Annotated in this window: 17 protein-coding genes; 14 read left to right on the top strand and 3 right to left on the bottom strand. The window is 33.9% G+C overall.

All coding sequences use genetic code 11. From position 1 onward, the window contains the following. Window positions 1-110 precede the first annotated feature (110 nt). The 7 genes from NW240_RS05325 to NW240_RS05295 all read left to right on the top strand — a co-directional run bounded on the left by NW240_RS05325 (window position 111) and on the right by NW240_RS05295 (window position 8775). Window positions 111-2012, top strand: a complete 1902-nt coding sequence (locus tag NW240_RS05325; RefSeq protein ID WP_258436460.1) for a YSIRK-type signal peptide-containing protein — start codon at window positions 111-113, stop codon at window positions 2010-2012. Window positions 2013-2158: 146 nt separating this feature from the next. Continuing rightward, a complete protein-coding gene (locus NW240_RS05320; RefSeq protein ID WP_258436459.1) occupies window positions 2159-2566 on the top strand; it encodes a MarR family winged helix-turn-helix transcriptional regulator in 408 nt (135 codons plus the stop codon). Window positions 2567-2580: 14 nt separating this feature from the next. Beyond that, window positions 2581-3219, top strand: a complete 639-nt coding sequence (locus NW240_RS05315) for a nitroreductase family protein (protein WP_258436458.1) — start codon at window positions 2581-2583, stop codon at window positions 3217-3219. A 188-nt stretch (window positions 3220-3407) separates the two neighbouring features. Continuing rightward, on the top strand, window positions 3408-4361 hold the full coding sequence (locus tag NW240_RS05310) for a hypothetical protein (RefSeq protein WP_258436457.1): 954 nt from the start codon (window positions 3408-3410) through the stop codon (window positions 4359-4361). A gap of 289 nt (window positions 4362-4650) precedes the next feature. Continuing rightward, window positions 4651-4998: a Rib/alpha-like domain-containing protein gene (locus NW240_RS05305; RefSeq protein WP_258436456.1), complete on the top strand. Its 348-nt coding sequence runs from the start codon at window positions 4651-4653 to the stop codon at window positions 4996-4998. A gap of 291 nt (window positions 4999-5289) precedes the next feature. Next, entirely contained in the window at window positions 5290-7887 is a 2598-nt protein-coding gene (locus NW240_RS05300) for an LPXTG cell wall anchor domain-containing protein (protein ID WP_258436455.1), read from the top strand. A gap of 192 nt (window positions 7888-8079) precedes the next feature. Further along, on the top strand, window positions 8080-8775 hold the full coding sequence (locus tag NW240_RS05295; RefSeq protein WP_258436454.1) for an SDR family oxidoreductase: 696 nt from the start codon (window positions 8080-8082) through the stop codon (window positions 8773-8775). 121 nt (window positions 8776-8896) lie between these two features. Here the strand turns inward: NW240_RS05295 and NW240_RS05290 are convergent, their stop codons facing one another. After that, window positions 8897-10705, bottom strand: a complete 1809-nt coding sequence (locus NW240_RS05290) for a fasciclin domain-containing protein (protein ID WP_258436453.1) — start codon at window positions 10703-10705, stop codon at window positions 8897-8899. 284 nt (window positions 10706-10989) lie between these two features. Here NW240_RS05290 and heR point away from each other — a divergent pair, with 284 nt between their 5' ends. From heR to NW240_RS05270, 4 genes are read left to right on the top strand one after another with little or no spacing between them, the layout of a single operon-like run. After that, the gene (gene heR, locus NW240_RS05285) at window positions 10990-11778 is read left to right on the top strand and encodes a heliorhodopsin HeR (protein ID WP_258436452.1); all 789 of its coding nucleotides are present in this window, start codon (window positions 10990-10992) and stop codon (window positions 11776-11778) included. Between the two features lie 49 nt (window positions 11779-11827). Further along, complete coding sequence (locus NW240_RS05280) at window positions 11828-12226, top strand: DUF2177 family protein (protein WP_258436449.1); 399 nt, start codon at window positions 11828-11830, stop codon at window positions 12224-12226. Between the two features lie 19 nt (window positions 12227-12245). Further along, window positions 12246-14051 carry a DAK2 domain-containing protein gene (locus NW240_RS05275; RefSeq protein WP_258436448.1) on the top strand — a complete coding sequence of 602 codons (1806 nt, stop codon included), beginning with the start codon at window positions 12246-12248 and terminating at the stop codon, window positions 14049-14051. A 19-nt stretch (window positions 14052-14070) separates the two neighbouring features. After that, window positions 14071-14946: a DUF1295 domain-containing protein gene (locus NW240_RS05270; RefSeq protein WP_258436446.1), complete on the top strand. Its 876-nt coding sequence runs from the start codon at window positions 14071-14073 to the stop codon at window positions 14944-14946. Between the two features lie 132 nt (window positions 14947-15078). On the opposite strand, the gene NW240_RS05265 is transcribed toward NW240_RS05270, so the two are convergent. Further along, a complete protein-coding gene (locus tag NW240_RS05265; RefSeq protein WP_258436445.1) occupies window positions 15079-15546 on the bottom strand; it encodes a dihydrofolate reductase family protein in 468 nt (155 codons plus the stop codon). A 94-nt stretch (window positions 15547-15640) separates the two neighbouring features. After that, window positions 15641-18370 (bottom strand): ABC transporter ATP-binding protein/permease, encoded by a 2730-nt coding sequence (locus tag NW240_RS05260; protein WP_258436443.1) that lies wholly within the window; start codon window positions 18368-18370, stop codon window positions 15641-15643. A 250-nt stretch (window positions 18371-18620) separates the two neighbouring features. Here NW240_RS05260 and NW240_RS05255 point away from each other — a divergent pair, with 250 nt between their 5' ends. From NW240_RS05255 to NW240_RS05245, 3 genes are read left to right on the top strand one after another with little or no spacing between them, the layout of a single operon-like run. Then, entirely contained in the window at window positions 18621-19481 is an 861-nt protein-coding gene (locus tag NW240_RS05255) for an ABC transporter ATP-binding protein (RefSeq protein ID WP_258436442.1), read from the top strand. After that, window positions 19482-20243 (top strand): hypothetical protein, encoded by a 762-nt coding sequence (locus NW240_RS05250; RefSeq protein ID WP_258436441.1) that lies wholly within the window; start codon window positions 19482-19484, stop codon window positions 20241-20243. Then, the gene (locus tag NW240_RS05245; RefSeq protein WP_258436440.1) at window positions 20188-20592 is read left to right on the top strand and encodes a hypothetical protein; all 405 of its coding nucleotides are present in this window, start codon (window positions 20188-20190) and stop codon (window positions 20590-20592) included. Before NW240_RS05250 ends, NW240_RS05245 begins: the two co-directional genes overlap by 56 nt. The last annotated feature ends 7 nt before the right edge of the window (window positions 20593-20599 follow it).

The raw sequence follows: 20599 nt of genomic DNA, 5'->3' as shown, positions 1-20599 counted from the left end.
TTTTTAAATTCATTTCGAATTGGAGATGTTTTTATTGCTTCTGGGAACTGCAAATGGTAATGTAGTTTTATAATAAAATTATATTACAATTATCAACAATAAGGAGCATTATGAAAAAAGTAAAATTTAGTATCAGAAAAACAAAATTAGGTGTCGGGTCGATTTGTATCGGGGCAAGTTTAATGTGTGCATCAGTAATGCCTATGAGTATTGGGGCAGAAAATGTATACGCAGAAAGTATAGACGAAAATAAAATTCCTAACCTTCTTAATGAAGAAACAGCTATAGAAGAGGATTCTATTTTAGAGACAAATGCAGTTGATGAAACTGTTACAGAAAATACAGTAGTCGAAGATAGTTCCAGTGAAACAGAATTATCTGAAGTAAAGTCCGTTGACAAAGTCGCAGAAAACCTAAATTCTAATGAATTAAATATAAAATCTTCCGAAGCAAATGGAGAAGATTTCAATGAAGTTGTTAAAGAAACTTCTGATGACGTCGATGAAAATAATAAGGAAACGGCTTTATCATTAGTTCAAGCCACGCCATCATCATTATCAATGAATGCTAAAGATTCAACAGGAACTTTGACCGACGAGGATAAAAGGCTGATTGAAGACTTTTTAGAAAAAAAACCAGTCGATGGCGATAAAAAAGTCGCAACTATTCCGGTACTTGAAGAAACTTATGAGTTTCCAGGCATTGATGAGTATGAATCGATTTTCTTCACAAAATATGCTGAGAAGATTAAATTATCTGAAGATTTTAAGTTCATTGCCCCATTACCATCTGATAGTTCTCTAGGAGAAGTGAGAATAAAAGATATTAATTCAGTTGATTTCTATCGTTTGAAATTACAGTATCAGAATTTTATGTATGCTAAAAATGTTACATTTTTATTAGGAGAAAAAGAGATAAAAGTTCCATTAGTTAAAATTCGACCTATGTTTAATAATCAGGGAGAATTTGAGAATGAATATTTTGTCCATAGTGCCGCTATATTTGCTGATGTTCCTGTTGAAGCTGCAGATCCTCGTTTTAAAATTAAAGATATTAACCAACCTTTATATGATATGGATAGATATGAACTTGCTGGAACATACTTCGGACTAATCGCGACGATTTCTGAAGATATCGAGTATGAGACTATACTTGAAATTGATGAAAATTTAAAGCAAGAGGACAAAATAGTAGTTCAAAAAGGAGGCTATGGAAATATTGCTGTAGATTATGACCTTGCCTTTTATAAAAACCCATATCTTGAAGATAGGATACATTATAATGTTAGTAATAAAAAGCCCTATCATAACTTAGGAGCGAAGTTTGATGAAATGAATGTTGAGGAATATCGACAAAATCATGCTGATTTTGTAATTAGCCAATTACATAAGCATTTTGATGTCGTTCGCAATGCATATTTTAAAGATGGAAGCTTAATAAGTTCTGATAATAATCCTTTATTAAATAATAAATATTGGAAGTTGAATAGTAAATCTGACTTAAAGATTACTAATCCTCTTACAAGGATTTTAAAAGTAGGTATTGATTATACTCATTTTGTAGATGAAGATGGCGAAGAAATAATAGACACTGAATTTGGTTTGAATCCCGAAGTAGAGATAGCAGGGTATAAATTTGAAAAAACAATCAGACAAGAAAATGGTGATAATCTTCATATCTACTCAAAAGTAGAACCACCAGAAACTCCAGTTGATCCAAAGCCTGAAACTCCTGGAAATCCCGATGTTTCAGAAACGCCTGAGATAGTTATACCTGCCAATCCTCAACTTCCTTTAATACCCGAACAGCCAGAGACACCGGAGACACCAGAGACACCAGAAATGGCAGAACCACCAGTGGAATCTGAAACTCCAGAGGTTGAAGTGGATAAGGCAAGTACAGCGATGCTACCAAAAACGGGAGAAGAAAAATCTAATCTACCAATACTTGCAGTATTAACAGGTATAATGGGAGTTTTTACAACTATCTTCTCATTCAAAAAGAAATATTAAATATTACAATTGCTCTATAAAGCTTTTCATTCCTAAAATGAAAAGCTTTATAATCTATTAGAACGTTATTACTATAAATTTATTTGTGGAAGGTTCATAATTGACAAGTCAATAGGTGACAAATCAATCGCTGTGAGAAGGCTTTAATGAAACTTAGAGAAGTGAGTCGGTTGTTTTATCAATTAAAATTGGTTAACCGAGACTTGATTAGTAAATTTGAAAAGGAAACCTCATTTAGTATTACTCGTTATGAGTTAATGATTATTTTAAAAGATCAAAGCCCTTGTACTCAAAGGCGCTTGCAAAATGAATTGGAGATCGATAGTGCGGCGGTTACCAGGCATCTTAAAGTTTTAGAAGAGAAGAATTATGTTGTGCGTGAAAGAAATAGCGAAAACAATCGAGAGGTTCTTGTTACCATCACTAAAAAAGCAGTTGAAGATTTAAAACAATGCGAACAAAAGCATTGTCAAGCAGATCTAGAGAAACTATTGCCTCTTTCTGAAGAAGAAGTACAGACCTTATTTAAATTGCTGAGTAAATTAACTAAATAATAAAGGAGAATATTATGACAAAAGAAATGATTAACAACGATTTTTCAGAAATTACCTTTGGTAGAAAATCAATCCGAGCCTATGATGAAACCGTTAAAATAAGCCATGAAGAAATGCTTGATATGATTCAAGAAGCTACAACAGCGCCTTCATCTGTCAATATGCAACCGTGGCGATTTGTGGTGGTTGAAAGTGAGGAAGAAAAAGCTAAGTTGAAACCACTTATCCGTTTCAATACCCTTCAAAATGATACTTCATCGGCTATGATATTAATATTTGGTGATATGCAGTGTTATGAATTGGGTGAAGAAATTTATAATCAGGCAGTTGAAGAAGGTAAAATGCCTGCAGAGACAAGAGACCAGCAGTTATCAGTCATTCTTCCTTATTATAAAAATTTTTCTAAACAAAAAATGAACGATGTTGTAAAAATCGATTCCAGCTTAGCAGCCATGCAATTAATGCTTGTGGCTCGTGCACATGGTTATGATACGAATCCAATTGGTGGTTTTGAAGAGGATTTATTAGCAGAAGCCTTTGGATTGGATAAAGAACGTTACGTTCCAGTAATGATTTTATCAATTGGTAAAGCCAAAGAATCTGGCTATCAATCAGTGCGTTTAGCAGCAGAGAAAATCACCGAATTTAAATAAAGTATTATAGATAATTTAAAACTTTAAAAGAGGTACGCAATATTCAATTTAATTGAATATTGCGTACCTCTTTTTTTGTGTAATATTAGCTTTTAAGCTACACTAGTGGTGATATAAAAAATTTTATCTTTCTAATTCAAGGAGAGAATGCCAGTGAAAAAATTTGAATTCATAAAAAAATAGAAGATATGATTAAACCTATCGACATAGCAACTTTGCATTTAGTTGCGCCGTTGGTTAAGTACATTCCCAGTAAGTTTCAAAATAAAGTGATGAATGAGTCTGCTAAGACGACTCCTTATATGGGCTTTGTCGTTGAACCTTACAGTACTTTCTTATGTTACGAACTAGTCGATTTAGATTGGGCTCGAAAGTTAATACCAGATGGTTTTGAATTAATAAAAACAAAGATATTTACTGATGATCAACCGAAATTTTATGCGATACTTGGCTCTTTTAATGTGCATACCTCTGCCTTTTGGGGGACAAGGTTGGAGGTAAATATCATTGCAAGAAATAAAAAAAATAATCTATTGAGCTGGGTCATTATTGATTATGATACCAACACTCTCAGTCATGATGTTTCTAAAGGGGTAGTCGGATCCACCAATGAACAAGCACTCTTAACAACCGATTATGATGGCAATATAATAGTAGATATCGTAAATGAAAATAAAAAACGTAGCCTAGTATATGATGCTAATATATTGAATTCTGAAAGGAAAATATTGGATAAAAAATTATGGTTAGAAGGCAATTTATCAGTAGGTTATGGTAGAGAGCTTTCGCAAAACTCTAGCGAAGTTTTCTGTTTACAATTCGATCCTAAGGAGGTTGAAAGAGCTAATAAAATTCCAAATGACCAAGTACATATTTATAAGAACACTTGGTTTGAAGGGTTATTTAAAGAAGAACCAGACCATGTGGTTTATTTCCCCTATGCACAACATTTTCTATCAGATAGTCCAGGACATACGAGTCGGATTACTAATATAGAAGAAATGGTAGATGAATATCAAAGTTTAAATCTGAATATAATCCCTGATTATACAGCAGAAGCGCATCGTAAACTATTTAAAAAAGGATTAGTTTTAAATAGTATTTTGATTATTATTCTAATATTAATTATTATTTTGAAGTAGTAAAAATTAAACATAAAACAGCAGAGAAATTATAGTTTAAAACATATTTTTAAATACGTAAAATTAATCAAATATCAAATCAAATTAAAATTAAGTGGGTTTTGCATAATGATTGATATCAATAAGTAAAATATAATTAATAAAATAAGCATAAATTGTTTGAATATTTAGGGGGATGGTGAAAAATTTACGAGTCGAAAAGCCTCTATATGTTAGGATGTTTTAAATATCTCATAAAAAATTTAGGAGTGATAATGGGGCAGGAGGAAAAGTTGCTCTATCATATAATGTGATTATTGCTGATTATGTTGAAGATTCAAATTATCCAGGTCAACCAACCTTTGAAGATGTAACACCAGAAGGAGCAATTGACTTTAATACTGCTGGTAAATATATTAGCTTAGTTAAAGTAACTTATCCTGATGGATCTTCAGAAATCTTTGAAGTGGAAGTGATTGTATCAGCTTCAGATTCAAATGTAGGTGATAATAATAATTCAATAAATTCTCCTTCAGAATCAAGTGTTTTACCAAAAACGGGAGAATCCGATCAATATGCATTATTTACAGGAGCAGCACTTTCAATTTTAAGTGGTTTAGGATTAGTTGTTGGAACTAGAAAGAAAGAAGAAAATTAGAAGCCTTCTACTTTTTATTGAATAACGTAAAAAATTGAAATAGAGATATCCTTTTTATAAAGAAAGATTAGGTATTTAATGGCTAATCTTTCTTTATTTTACTTTTAAAGACATAATAGTTACTTAATCCATTATTACGGAATATCATAAGTATTTTTGAACGAATTGATTTATTTTACTTAATAAGTATAATTTTAAAAGTTAAATTTATAGCTATATACATTAATTTGTGTTAATATTATAATAACAAGAGATGTTAATGGTCGGGTTATATAAAAAGGGGTATTCAAAATGAAACAAAAATTTTCTTATCGTAAGCATAAGGTCTATGGATTAGTTTCCGTTTGCATCGGAGCATTCTTGATGGGTGGAACATATAGTATTTCCGCTGTAGCTGCAGAGTTAATTGAGACGGAATCTTCAAAAGAATTAGTAATTGAAGAAAAGATGGTTGAAGACTCAAGTCAGGAAACAACAGTAGAAGAGACAACAGTAGAAGAGACAACAGTAGAAGAGACAACAGTAGAAGAGACAACAGTAGAAGAGACAACAGTAGAAGAGACAACAGTAGAAGAACCTGAAAAATTAGAAAATACTACTATGGCAATAAATAGATCTGTACCTGAAATGTCTACTTTTGCTGTTCAAAACAATGAATACATTGTAGAAGCTGGTGATACTTTTGCAACAATCAAGACAGCATTAGCAAATACTAGTATTAATACATTACGTTTTATTGAAACACGAACATTAAATTGGGATAATTTATCAATTAGTCGTGATTTTAGGGTAGTAGTAGATGAAGGTGCAGAAGTAACATTTAATGCACAGCGCCCAGATACTTCTACCGCATTTAATGTAGTGCTTGGACAGGATCAAACATTTACTGTAGAGAACTATGGTATTATGAATTTTGATAATTTTAATCGAGCAATGTGGGTACATGAAAGAAGTGGACAGACAGGAAGCTTTGAGATTTTAGGTAATCCGGATGAAACAGCACCTAAGAGTGAAATTAATGTTACAGGAAATCGTGGGTATGCGATTGCAGCATTAGATAAGTTTGCAGGTAATATTGAGTTTAAAGATGTAGATATTACAGTGCGAGCAGATGTAGAGTCAGTTGAGAGTGGATTATATTTAGGGAACACATCAGGATCTGGTAGTGTATTACTAGATAACGTTGGCTTAGATATTGAAACACCTAGTAACGCTCATACATCAGTACCATTTACATCCAACGCAAAAGATATAGTAATTAAGGACAGTTCAGTTAAGTCGACATCTAAGTCACATTATAATTTTGAGATAACATCAAGCGCTCAAGATATAGTACAAAACTTTACGATTGATAATTCGGATATCGATTTAATTACACCGAAAGATGCAAATCCTATTCGTGAAAGATGGGGATTGAAGTTTAATGAAGACTCAATTGGATTAAACACTTATAATACAAAGGTTAATATTATCAACAATGGTAGTATTAGTCATACAAATGAAGGGTTTGATGAAAAAAGAACAGTTGGCTTATCCATGGCAAATACTGAGATCTCTTTAGATCAAGGAGAATTAAATATAGGAACCCTAGGATCGCAGAGTTTTAACGATTTAACCGCTGACATAAACAAAGTTATCTTTGTTAATAGTGGCTCTAAATTAACCATTAATGATTTTGATTTAAACTCATCTAACTTAGAAAAAATTATCATTGATGGGGGATCTGTAAATATTCCTAACAATGGAGTAGAAGCGAGTGTTCCTCAAGGCACATTGCTACAAAATAGCAATGGTGAAGATTTAAGACTATTTAAAGTGGGTCGAAACAAGTTAATTGATCGTAATTATGTGATTAATATCTTGAAAGAAGATTCCAATGATTTAGATTATCCATATGGGTTAGATGAAAATGGTCTTCATAATGATATAGCATTCGTTTGGGCACCATCCGTTAAATTAGAATTCTATTTATCAGAAGCGTATGCAAAAAATGGAATAAACCGAATTGATGATGAAGTCTTTCTTCCACGAGGTGAGAAAATAGATTTAGTCGATCGGAATATTCCAGTACTCAATCAACCAGCAACTTGGTGGGATTTAGAGGATGAACAATACACAGAAGACCGCCCAATTTCGAAAGATACAAAAGTTTATCCTGATTACTTCCCGACTATAGTAACTAAGGACAAAGTTGTTTATGTTGGTGATGATTTGGATTTGAAGTCACTGCTAGCCAAAGTATCTGACTTTGAAGATGATGATGCCACCCTTAAACCTGTTATTAATCTTGTGAACATTGATGATTTTGATATCAATGTACCTGGGGTTTATCGAATTGATTTCACAGTAATTGATAGTAAAGGAAATACTACAACCGCTGATGCCACCGTAACCGTATTAATGAAGTGGACACCAATTAATGAAGCACCAACGTTAGAAGTAACTGATGGATCAATAACACAAGGTGACGAGACCTTCAAATTGGAATCGTTAATTGAAAAGGCTCAGGATACTGAAGATGGTAATTTGATTGATGAAGTTGTTATAACAGATAATGATGGATTTGACCGAGATATTCCAGGAAAATATACAGCCACCTTTACAGTAACGGATAAAGATGGGGCAAGCATTACAAAAACAGCAGTTGTAACTGTAAAAGCTAAAAATGATGAGCCAACGGTTCCAACTGAACCAGACACTCCAGAAGTGCCTGAAGAGCTAAAACCAGAAACACCTGAAGTTCCTAAAGGTCAGATGGATGAAGCTTCTGTTTTACCAGCAACAGGAGATTCAGGAGAAACTGTAGTCTTTACTGGAGCAGCCCTTTCAATTCTAGCTGGATTGGGATTAGTTGCTTTGGGCAATAAAAAGAAGGAAAAGGATGCGTAAATACATATCAATACAAAAAGACCTAATGCTATAGATTTTAGTTAAAGCAAAATAATCAGACTATCCCAAACGATTTCTATCGGGCAGGATGGTCTGATTTTAATTTGATTAAATGAAACTACATTCCTTGTAACGGCTTCGCTTATTAGTTACTCTTAAGTATGAAGTATTAAATAGATAGGAGTATATTAAATGAAAAAAACAAAACATATTGTAATAACAGGAGCAGGAAGTGGTTTAGGGGCAACTTTGGCTAAAAAGTATAATGAAAAAGGATATCATGTAAGCCTAATCGGTAGAACAAGAGAAAAGTTAGAAAAGCTAGTCCAATCCTTTTCTAATTCAAGCTATTCTATTTATGCGCTCGATGTATCAATTTTTGAAGACGTTAAATCTACTTTTGACCAAATAGTTAAAGATAACGGTCCCGTTGATATCTTAATTAATAATGCAGGTGTAGGATATTTTGACTTAGCAGAAAAAATTACTTTAAATCAAATTAATCAAATGATTGATATTAATTTAAAAGGGACTATTTTTTGCAGTCAACAAGTATTATCGTCAATGAAAGAAAGAAATGTAGGCTCAATTATTAATGTTGTATCCACTGCTGGCTTAGAAGGTAAAATTACAGAATCCGTTTATTGCGCTAGTAAGTTTGGTGTTAAAGGATTTACTGAAAGTATTCTTAAAGAAGTAGCCGATACAAAGCTCCATATTCATGGCATCTATATGGGCGGGATGAATACTCATTTTTGGGGCGATGAGCTACAAGATGAGAAGGAAACTGGTTTAATGAGCCCAGATGATATTGCAGATATTATCATCTTTAATACTGAATTGCGGAAAAATATTAATATACCAGAAATTACTATTAAAAATCATTAGTCTATACAGTATCATTCATGGCTATTATCAAGAAAACAAAAAAAGCACCCCTTAAGTTCATTGGAAATTAAGGGGTGCTTTTTGTTTAATAAGAAGTTTTAATAATAATTATTAACTTCCTTTATTCAGCTTCAACTTCTTGTAGCTCAAAGTCCTTAGGAATTAAGACAGTATCCACCACATGAATCACTCCATTGGAAGCTTCAAGGTCAGTAGAAGTAATATTTGATTCATTAACTATTGGGTGATCTTCTGATAAGTCAAAGTTAATTTCTTCACCATTCACTGTTTCAGCCGTCATACCATCTTCTAAGTCATCAGCCATTACTTTATCAGAAACAACGTGGTAAGTAAGTACTTTGTCAAGATCAGGTTGAGCTAAAAGCTCTTTTTTAGTGATGTCAAGGTCTTCAAGCAATTGCACGAAAGCTTCATCAGTCGGAGCAAAGACAGTGAAAGGTCCATCTCCTTGTAAAGTTTCCACTAATTCAGCTTCTTCTAAAGCAGCTGCCAAAATACTAAAATCTTCATTGTCTCTAGCAGTTGCAACAATATCCAACTCAACATCTTGAAGTTCAAAGTCTTCAGGAACCAAGATAGTATCTACCACATGAATCACTCCGTTAGAAGCTTCAATATCTGTTGCAGTAATGTTGGAATCATTAACCATTGGATGATCTTCTGATAAGTCAAAGGAAATTTCTTCACCATTCACTGTTTCAGCCGTCATACCATCTTCTAAGTCACCAGCCATTACTTTACCAGAAACAACGTGGTAAGTAAGTACTTTGGCAAGATCAGGTTGAGCTAAAAGTTCTTCTTTAGTGATGTCAAGGTCTTCAAGCAATTGCACGAAAGCTTCATCAGTCGGAGCAAAGACAGTGAAAGGTCCATCTCCTTGTAAAGTTTCTACTAGATCAGCTTCTTCTAAAGCCGCGGCTAAAATACTGAAGTCTTCGTTACCTTGTGCAGTGGCAACAATATCCATTTCTTCAGCCATATCTTCTTCAGTAGTGGTTTCTTCATCAGACTCTTCATCCATACCTGGAGCAACTGCCATATCTTCTTCAGTTTCTTGAAGTTCGAAACCTTCAGGAACTAAGACAGCGTCAACCACATGAATCACTCCGTTGGAAGCTTCAAGATCTGTTGTTGAGATAATTGAGTCATTAACCAATGGCTCATCTTCTGATAAATCAAAGGAAATTTCTTCACCATTCACTGTTTCAACCGTCATACCATCTTCTAAGTCATCAGCCATTACTTTATCAGAAACAACGTGGTAAGTAAGTACTTTGTCAAGATCGGGTTGAGCTAAAAGCTCTTCTTTAGTGATGTCAAGATCTTCAAATAGTTGTGCGAAAGCTTCATCAGTCGGAGCAAAAACAGTGAAAGGTCCATCTTCTTGTAAAGTTTCTACTAAATCCGCTTCTTCTAAAGCCTCTGCTAAAATACTAAAGTCTTCATTGTCTTGTGCAGTGGCAACAATGTCCATTTCCTTGTCCACATTTTCTGTAGTAGTGTCTTCATCGGACTCTTCGTCCATATCATCTTTAGTTGTATCTTCATCAGACTCTTCATCCATGTCTTCTTTGGTAGTGTCTTCATCAGACGCCTCATCCATGACTTCTTTAGTTGTATCCTCTTCCGTTTCTTCTTCAGTCATTTCTTCTTTAGTTGTTGTGTCTTCTTCCGTTTCTTCTTCAGTCATTTCTTCTTTAGTTGTTGCGTCTTCTTCCGTTTCTTCTTCAGTCGTTTCTTCTTTAGTTGTTGTGTCCTCTTCCGTTTCTTCATCCATTACTTCAGTAACTGTTGTATCGTCAACAGTTGAATCGTTCGCATTATCATCATTCGTACAACCAACTAATAGCGCGATAGCCGATAGAGATAGCAACCCCACTTTCACTTGATTTAACATTGATTTTTTCATAAAATCTCCCTTTCTTACATAAAAATATAGAGCAACAACTACTAAAATGAAAAAGTTTATTTTTTAATAAACGAATTTCATTCAAATTCATTGTAAGAGCGAATTATATTTAAGTCAAATAATACAATCTTTAAATGGTTTTAAAATTAAAATATATTATTAACTAAAATAAGGATAATCCGTTAAAAAATAATTTCAAAATTTTAACATCAAATTTTTTATATATTTTTTTAGTTATGCTATACTTTATATAATAAATATTTTTAATAGAAAAGAGGAGAATGGTGTCAAAAGAAATAAGTTTTCAATCTTTACGGCGTTTTAATGGGGTAATGGGTGTCTTACATTTTATCCAAGCAATTTTAATGTTAGCTTTTGCTCTATTTATCGATAAGATAGCAGATTTTCAAATTTCTGTCCGTTCATATTTTTTAACTTTTGATTCGGAGCAAATGCGTTTAGTGACAGATATGAAAGAGCAGTTCAATGTACCGTTTGGCATTGCTGTCTCACTATTTTTATTTATATCAGCTTTTGCTCATTTTATAATAGTGTCACCTTGGGGAAATAAAATTTATAATGAAGATTTGAAAAGAGGAATAAACCGTTTTAGATGGTATGAATATGCTTTGAGTTCTTCTTTAATGATTGTTTTAATTGCAATGTTGTTCGGGGTTTATGATATTGGTTCACTAGTGTTAATTTTTGTTTTAAATGCTTGTATGAACTTGTTTGGTTTAGATATGGAAGAAATAAATATAGGTAAACGTGATCATTTAAATTGGAAACCTTTCATTTTTGGTTCGATTGCCGGAATTACGCCTTGGATAGTCATTGCTCTCTATGCTTTTGGAAATACCAACCCAGCAGATGTGCCTTGGTTTGTATATGCTCTAGCAGGATCTTATTTTTTATTCTTTAACTTATTCCCAATTAATATGTTGCTTCAATATAATAGAGTAGGTAAATGGGAAAACTATCTTTACGGGGAAAGAGGCTATATTATCTTAAGTCTTGTAGCCAAAACAGTTCTTGCATGGATTGCTTTTGGGGGTGTTATGCAACCAGCTTAATGATGGAAGTTGAAGTTGAAGTTGAAATTTAAATTTAAGGAGAGATAGTATGAATTATATTAAAACGTATCTTATTACATTTGTTATCTTTTTTGCGTTGGACATTGTATGGTTAGGCTTTATAGCTAAAGATTTCTTCCGCGATAATATTGGACATTTGATGGCAGATAAGCCTAACTGGGCAGCAGCGATTGTTTTCTATTTAGTATTTATGGCTGGTTTAATCTTTTTTGCCGTTAATCCTGCACTTGAAAAAGAAAGTTGGCAATATGCATTGTTAGTTGGAGGGCTATTTGGCTTAATGTGCTATTCCACTTATGACATGACTAACTTAGCCGTTTTGAAAGATTGGCCGATAAAAGTGGCAGTCGCTGATATTATATGGGGAACAGTCCTTAATGGACTAACAGCCATGTTATCATATTTCGCCATTCGCTTCCTAAGTTAATTTATAAGAGGGTGTATAAATGGAAGAACAAGATCAAATATTAAAACTTGATGGTGAACGAATCTATCAAGCCTTTCTATCTGGAGCCTATGAGGTTATTAAAGAAAAAATCGAATTGAATCGTATCAATGTTTTTCCGATTGCTGATGGTGATACGGGTAGTAACTTAGCCTTTACCATGCGTTCAATTATTGAAAATGCTCAATCGATGGACTCGCCTAAAAAGACTTTAGCTTCCATTGCTGATGCAGCTTTAATGGGGGCGAGAGGGAACTCTGGTATTATCTTTGCACAGTTTGTCAATGGAGTTTTTATGGAAATTTCAGATAATGAATCTGTGGGAGTGACTGACTTCGCCCAGACCATAAAAAAGGCTTCCACCTATGCCTATAAAGCCATTTCAAATCCGGTTGAAGGAACAATGATTACAGTCATTGAAGACTGGGCAGATTCCTTAATTAATGAAAAAGATAAGGCCAAAAACTTTTTAGATTTAATTTCCCAGTCTTTATCAGCCGCTTGGAAATCATTAAATGAAACCCCAGAAAAACTACAGGCTTTAAAAGATGCCAATGTGGTCGATTCAGGGGCCAAAGGTTTCGTTCATTTTATAGAAGGAATGCTTCACTATCTTGAAACTGGCGAAATCGAAAACTTATCTAAACAAGTTGAAAGCTTTAAACCCAATGAATTAGTCATGAATGTTCATGAGAACTTTGATGAAAATTATCGCTATTGTGTAGAAGGAATTATTCAAAGTGAGGATGAAGCGCTTAATCTGGAACAAATAAAAGCAGAATTAGGCCAAATGGGAGATTCTCTAATTATAGCTGGAAATCAATCCAAAATTCGTTTACACATTCACTCGAATAATCCTGAAGAACTATTTTTTAAGCTAAAAGACTATGGAAAAATAGTTTTTCAAAAAGCCGATGATATGAAACGCCAATATGAATCAATTTATGATCGTAAAAATAAGGTAGCTATTTTGACGGACTCGATAGCTGATTTGCCTCAAGAATTTATGGATCAACATCAAGTACATCTTTTGCCTTTAAATATTTTAATCGAAGATAGTAATTATCTGGATAAAGTGACAATTACGGCTCAGTATTTTTATAAGTTAATGGATCGATTAGATACCTATCCGTCTTCTGCACAACCAACCAAGAGAGAAGCAGAAAAAATATTACTAGAATTAGCCAGTCACTACGATTCAATTATTGTCATTACCGTTTCAAGTAAAATGAGTGGAACTTATGAAACGATCTTAAGAGCTAGTAAACATGAGGATTTAGCTAATACTGATATTAAAGTCATTGATTCGAAACTGAATTCAGGAGCAGAGGGACTGGTGGTAAAAAAGGCTGCAGAAGCTTTAGCCGCTGGACATGATTTCAAAGAAACAGTTAAAATTATAGAAGATACCATTAAAAAAACTCATATCTTTGTCAGTGTTCCCACTTTAAAATATATGCTTCGGTCTGGTCGTATCGGTAGAGCCCAAGCTTTTGCCGCTAATATAGTGAACTTAAAGCCAGTAGTTTCAATTGATGAGGCTGGTGATGGGATTGTAATCGGTAAGACCTTTAGTCAAAAAGGCAACACTAAAAAGATTCAAGAATTAGTGAAAGAGATTATGAAAAATCATAGAATCACTAATTATGCGATTGTTCATGCTAATGGTGGTCAGCGCGTAAAGGAATTTGAAGAATATTATACTCAATTAATTGGTAAGGCGCCGGATTATACCATGGAAATTTCAGCCATAGTGGCTATGAGTGCAGGTATTGGAGCGGTCGCCATCGCTTTAACTACGGAATAGAATGAAGAGGAGTATTTAAATGGATTTAAAAAGAATAATTATATATAGTATGTTATTTATAGCCACTTTGGCAATTGCCACTCAAGCTTTTACAACTGGATGGTTAGGCGGCTTGATGGTACCACTGATGTTTACCTTTATCTATTTCACTATTATTTTCCTAATTGCTACTAAAATTAAGGACAATTCGATTGTTGATATGGGATGGGGACTCGGCTTTGTAGTTGGGTCGTGGTTAACATTATTTGTCACCGAAAATCCGACCCTGCTATCCTATCTGATTGTTGCCTTTATTACAGTGTGGGGTCTTCGTTTATCTATTCGGTTATTCAAACGCAATTTTGGTAAACCAGAAGATTTCAGATATGCACAATGGCGTAAAGAATGGGGCGATAAAGTTGTTATAATTGCGTTCTTTAGAGTCTTTATGGTTCAAGGAATCATTAACTTTATTGTGGGATCGGCTAGCTATTCGATCATTAAATATAATCAATTTAATTTTTCAATGAGTCATAATTATATTGTGATAATCGGCTTGTTAATTGCTGCGATTGGTCTGTTTTTTGAAGTGGTTGGTGATGAACAACTCAGACAACATATCAATAAAAAAACAGGAAAATTACTTCAATCAGGATTATGGTCAATAACTCGTCATCCCAATTATTTTGGAGAAATTTTAATTTGGGTGGGCTTATATATTTCTGGCTTCACCTTATTATTCACTCAAGCCGTTCATCCTATTTATTATATTGTTCTAGCCATTTCCCCATTATTAATGTCAACCGTTTTAATTAAGGTATCCACACCTTTATTAGAAAAAAATATGGAGAAATACGAAGGTTGGAATGAGTACACGCAAAGAGTTCCTATGCTATTTCCTTGGGCTAAAAAATAAGTAAAAAGAGACTCTATCAAAAGGAAAATTTTGATAGAGTCTCTTTTTGAGATTAGTTTTAGTTATTGTTTTCTTTGAGTGTAGTTTAAAATGACGATACCATCATTCGTATAAGTTTTATGAAGATGAAGGTCAATCGGGAGGGTGGCCTCCCTTGAATAGCGACCTGCCTCCTCCTAGGATGGTTGGAATGATACCAATGATGTATTCATCGATCAACTTTTCACGAATAAAGGGGTCTGTTAGACCGGCACCACCAAACAACCAAATGTTCTTGCCCACTTGTTCTCTTAAGATTAAAATTTCTTCGGTGATAGCCCCATGGATAAAAGTCACATTCTCACGCTTTTCTAATTGTCGGCTGGTAGCTACCAGTATTTTTTTATCTTTAAAGGTATCTAAATTAGATAAAACAACATCTTCATATGCCTTAGAACCCATTACTATAATATCTATATTATTTAGAAAGGATTCGAAATCATAAGCATTTTGAGTGTCACTAGTATGATCGTTTTGACCTGCAATCCAATCAAATCCACCTTTTTCATCAGAAATATAGCCATCCAAACTTATTGCTAGATTGAGTATTATTTTCCGCATAATTCTATCCTTTCTCCTTTAAGAGCTTTGAAATCAATTCAAGTTATTAGTAAACAAGACTGAACATAACTTGAAGTTGGTAAAACTCGTCAATTTATTCGCTTCTTAGGGCATCAACTGGGTTTTTTTGTGAAGCTTGTTTAGATGGAATTAAACCAGCAATAAAGGAAAGTAGGATACTTAAGCTAATTAAAATCAAGGCATTTTGCAAGGATAGACTGACTGTCACATCATCTTCTAATAAGCGTAGCAATAGACTGTTTAGTGGATTATGTAGTAAGTAGGTCACACCAATCCCTAATAAACCTGATAAGAGGCCGATAATTATGGTTTCGGCATTAAATACAGTAGAGATATTCCGCTTAGAGGCACCAATGGCTCGCAGAATACCAATTTCTTTGGTCCGTTCTAAGACAGAAATATAAGTGATAATCCCAATCATAATTGAAGAAACTAATAAGGAGACACTCACAAAAGCTATGAGGACATAAGTAATCACATTTACAATTTCTGAAACAGAAGACATTATTAAGCCAGCAAAGTCAGAGTAGGTGATTTTTTCATTTTCATCAACTGTCTGATTATAGGACTCAATTGCATTAGAAATGGCTTCTTTATCAGCAAAATTATCTGCGTAAATATTGATTGCAGAAGGGTTATCATCTGAAATGACACCAAACTCTTGTAAATTTTCATCATAACTAGATTGAGCAATCGATGAATTATATATATCAAGTAAGGCTTGATCATCTAGATTATCGACTAATTGGTCAAATTGTTCAGATATATTAGTTTGATTTCCATTGACGTCCGCAGCTGCTTCTGGGAATGATTCTGAACCTTGCTGTCTAGCTTGCATTTGTTGAATAAATTCAGCTTGTTGGCTGGTAGTGAAATCATTAAGGTAGCTATAAACATCTTCGATTTTTTCTTTATCATTAGTCGCTTCAAAATCAAGGCCATTCAATACATTAGTCTCGGGTTGGTCTTTTTGTGCTTGAACGACTTCACTTTGATTGACATAATCCATTAAATAGTTTCGTAATTTGCTAGTGTATGCTAGTGGAGTGTCAATGACTAGAGTTTTAGCATCTTTAATAGGCTTTATAATTGCAGAAATTTTTAAAGGAACCGCTTTTTCTTTGACAACTTTTTCAAGTGTTAAAGGGTCATCTGCTAATTTTTGATAATTTCCTTGTACATTTTTCTCATAATAATCGCTGCTTGGTAATAGATAAAAGATCTGGCTTCTGAGTGCTTTAAAACTAAGTTCTTCTTCTTTTAAATCGAGTGCTTCATCCTTATCTATTTGATCGAGAATTTTCTCGTACTCTTTTGCAGGAAGTATTCCGAGCTCATAAAGATCAGAAAGATTGATCTCATTGGCTTCATTGACAACCAAGACGATTTCATCATATTCTTCAGGCCATTCACCATCAACTAGTTGGTAATTATCTTTAATAACAGGACTTATGATTTGTTCCCCTTGACCGGGAATGAGCTCGCTAATTTTTGTGTTTCCTTGATTAAATGAATCAGATGGGGGACCGAAACCTTGTCTAGGTTGTCGAATATCATTTTCAAAAGAGCTACCATCGGTATTAATAAACTGATCATTTTCATCAAAGGCGAACAAATCAAAGTTGACATTGTATGAGTAGACAATACCATTTTTACCAACATAATTAGTTAATTCGTTGTTGTCTTGATCTAAATATTTTTTAAAAGATTTTAAGTTATTTTGACGAAATGAAGAGTTGAATTCGCTTATCCTATTTAGCGATTCTTTATTACCATAGATTGCGTTTAAATTCTCATTTTCAGACTTGTTCTCTTCTGATTGTTGATTTGGATTTTCTTCCCTACTTGCTGACATTAATTGGTTAAAGTCGACAGACTCTTTTTCAATCGTAATGGGATAGGCAGTCATCGTTTCCTCTTGGACTTCATCAATGTAATCATTTACTCCCGTCGATAAGGAAAGAATAAGAGCAATACCAATAATGCCAATCGATCCTGCAAAAGCCGTTAAAAAGGTACGAGCCTTTTTAGAGTTCAAATTATTGAAACTCAAGGACAAAGCAGTTAGAAAAGACATAGAAGACTTGCCCATATTCTGATGTTTAGATGTTTTGTCTTTTTCGATAGTTAATGGGTGGGAGTCAGAAATGACTTTTCCATCTTGTAATTCGATAATACGATTGGAATATTGATGAGCCAATTCAGCATTATGAGTGACCATTACAACTAAACGATCTTTTGCCACCTTTTTTAAAAGATCCATTATTTGTAGACTGGTCTCTGTATCTAAGGCTCCCGTTGGTTCATCGGCTAATAGAACATCGGGTTCATTGACTAAAGCTCTTGCGATAGCCACTCTTTGCATTTGACCGCCTGATAATTGGTTAGGTTGTTTACTAATGTGATCTTTTAAACCTACTTCTTCTAAAGCTTTAATAGCCTTTTGTTTACGAACTTTAGCAGATATTCCTGAAATAGTTAGGGCTAACTCGACATTAGCTAAAACGGATTGATGGGGGATTAGATTATAACTTTGAAAGACGAAACCGACCGAATGGTTGCGATAAGAATCCCAATCTCGATCTTTATATTGTTTAGTTGAGACACCATTGATAATAATATCTCCACTGTCATAGCGATCTAAGCCACCAATAATATTAAGTAATGTTGTCTTACCCGATCCACTATGACCTAATATGGATACAAATTCATTATCTCTTAAATTAAAAGTGACATCATCTAAGGCTTTTTGTTCGAAACCTCCGGTATTGTATGTTTTTGTAATATTTTTTATTTGATGCATTTTAAGACTCCCTCATTGAATGGTATGAAGCATAAATTGTTTTGCTTCTTGTCAGTCAGAGTATATCACTAATTTTCAGTCTATACGACTAAGTAGGCTTTGCATAAGGATATGTTTAATTAAATAATTGGCTAATTAATTGAAATCTAAAAATTATTTATAAGGTTCATGCGATTATTTGTTTATAGTAAAATAGCAATTAAAAAGATGATAGTAACTGCTTAGAATATTCATGAAAGGAAAATGGAGAATGATAAAGGTAGAAAATTTATTTTATTCCTATAATAAGGACGATAAATACCAAGTAAAGAATGTCAGTTTTGAAGTGGAAGATGGCGAGATTTTTGGTTTTTTAGGCCCATCGGGGGCTGGGAAATCAACTGTTCAAAATATTTTAACAGGACTATTACCTTTGGATAAAGATAAAGGAGAAGTTACTGTTGCAGGCTATGATGTGAGGCAAGCGTCCAAAAAACGTTTTAACGAGATAGGCATGAGTTTTGAGCAGTCGAATGTATACAGTAAGCTAACAGCGCGTGAAAACTTAGAATTTTACCGTCAATTATTTGATGGACCAACGCTTGAGCCTGTAAAACTTTTAAAAATGGTTGGACTTGATGGAAAAGAAAACATTAAAGCGGGAGAATTTTCAAAAGGAATGAAGCACCGCTTGACCTTTGCGCGATCAATGATTAATCAACCGAAGCTTTGGTTTCTTGATGAACCAACAACAGGTTTAGATCCTTCCATTGCAGCGGATATAAAAGGGATCATTAAAGAAAAGAATAAAGAAGGAACGACTGTCTTTTTAACCACTCATAATATGGCGATAGCTGATGAACTATGCGACCGAGTGGCTTTTATTGTAGACGGTGAAATTAAGTTGATAGACTCACCAGAAAATTTAAAGCTTCAATATGGTGATAAAGTGGTAGATGTGAAGTATCTTGATTGCGAAGAAATTAAGTCAGAAATCTTTTCACTAGTAATAGATGAAGACAAGCAAGCACTGCAAGCGATTATTAACCAATATCCGATTCAAACCATGCATACTAAGGAAGCAACCTTAGAAGAAATATTTATAAAGGTAACAGGAAGGGGCTTGGTTTAAATGAAAGTCCACTCAAGCTTTATCAAGGAATTAAAAATAGCTTCACGTGGGTTTTATTTTTATATTGAATTAGTGATGGCTTTAATAATTGTGGGACTCTTTCTATTTGCCGTCCCAGATAATTTCAATCGACAATCAACCGAATATTTATATTTAGATATGTCAGCTCAAGATAAAGAGAGCTATCTTCAGTCTTTAAAAGATACTCAACCAGAAGTGGAAGAAGAAAGTGTGAAAATAAAAATCAATGACGAGGAAAAAGAAATCACCCAATATACTCTTCAAGATAAGCAAATTAATCTGATAGATAACCGTCAGCAAGCAGAGTTCTTAGCTGATAAAGAAGGCGAAATGGTAGCTATCATTCAGATGACTGATAAGCAAGAAATCTCCTATGAGTATTTGCTACAAGGCTACGAATCATCAAGATTTCGAAACCTATTAAAAATCTTACATGTCAAACCACTTAAAGAGCTAGAAGAAGCTGTTGAACGCCAAGAGGTGCGTTCTCTTTCGAATGGTTTTAAAGAACTTTCAGATAAGGAAAATTTACTACCTTCAGTATTACTTTTTAATGGAGCGTTGATGGGCGTGTTTATTATAGCTGCTTATGTCTTTCTAGACCGGCAGGAGGGAGTTATTAAAGCTTTGGCTCTCACTCCGTCACCTGTCTGGCAATACTTGAGTGGGGAAAATAGGAGTTGTCATGTTAACGACCATTATCTCCAGCTTGATGGTGGTTTTACCAATTATGCAGTTTGATCCCAATTATTTGTGGCTTTTTAGCATCTTACTAACGTCGACCTTTTTTGCCTGTAGTTTGGGCTTGCTGATTGCTAGCTTTTATCAAACGATTATTGAAGCTTTCGGCATACTATATGCCTTAATGATGGTGTTAATATTGCCAACTATTTCCTACTTTCTACCCAGCTGGAGTCCTACATGGTTAAAATGGATACCTTCTTATCATATGTTAGAAGGGTTTAAGTTGGCCTTATTAGGAAGTGGTTCATCGCAATATATTTTCACTTTATCATCTGCTTTTATCATCTGTGGCTTCTTGCTATTTTTACTAGCGAATATTCGCTATAAAAAAGCTTTAGTTAAGTAAGGGGGAG

Source organism: Facklamia sp. 7083-14-GEN3 (assembly GCF_024742075.1).
Lineage (GTDB): Bacteria > Bacillota > Bacilli > Lactobacillales > Aerococcaceae > Facklamia.
Note: the sequence above shows the minus strand (reverse complement) of the source record. Positions and strands in the feature narration are given on the sequence as shown.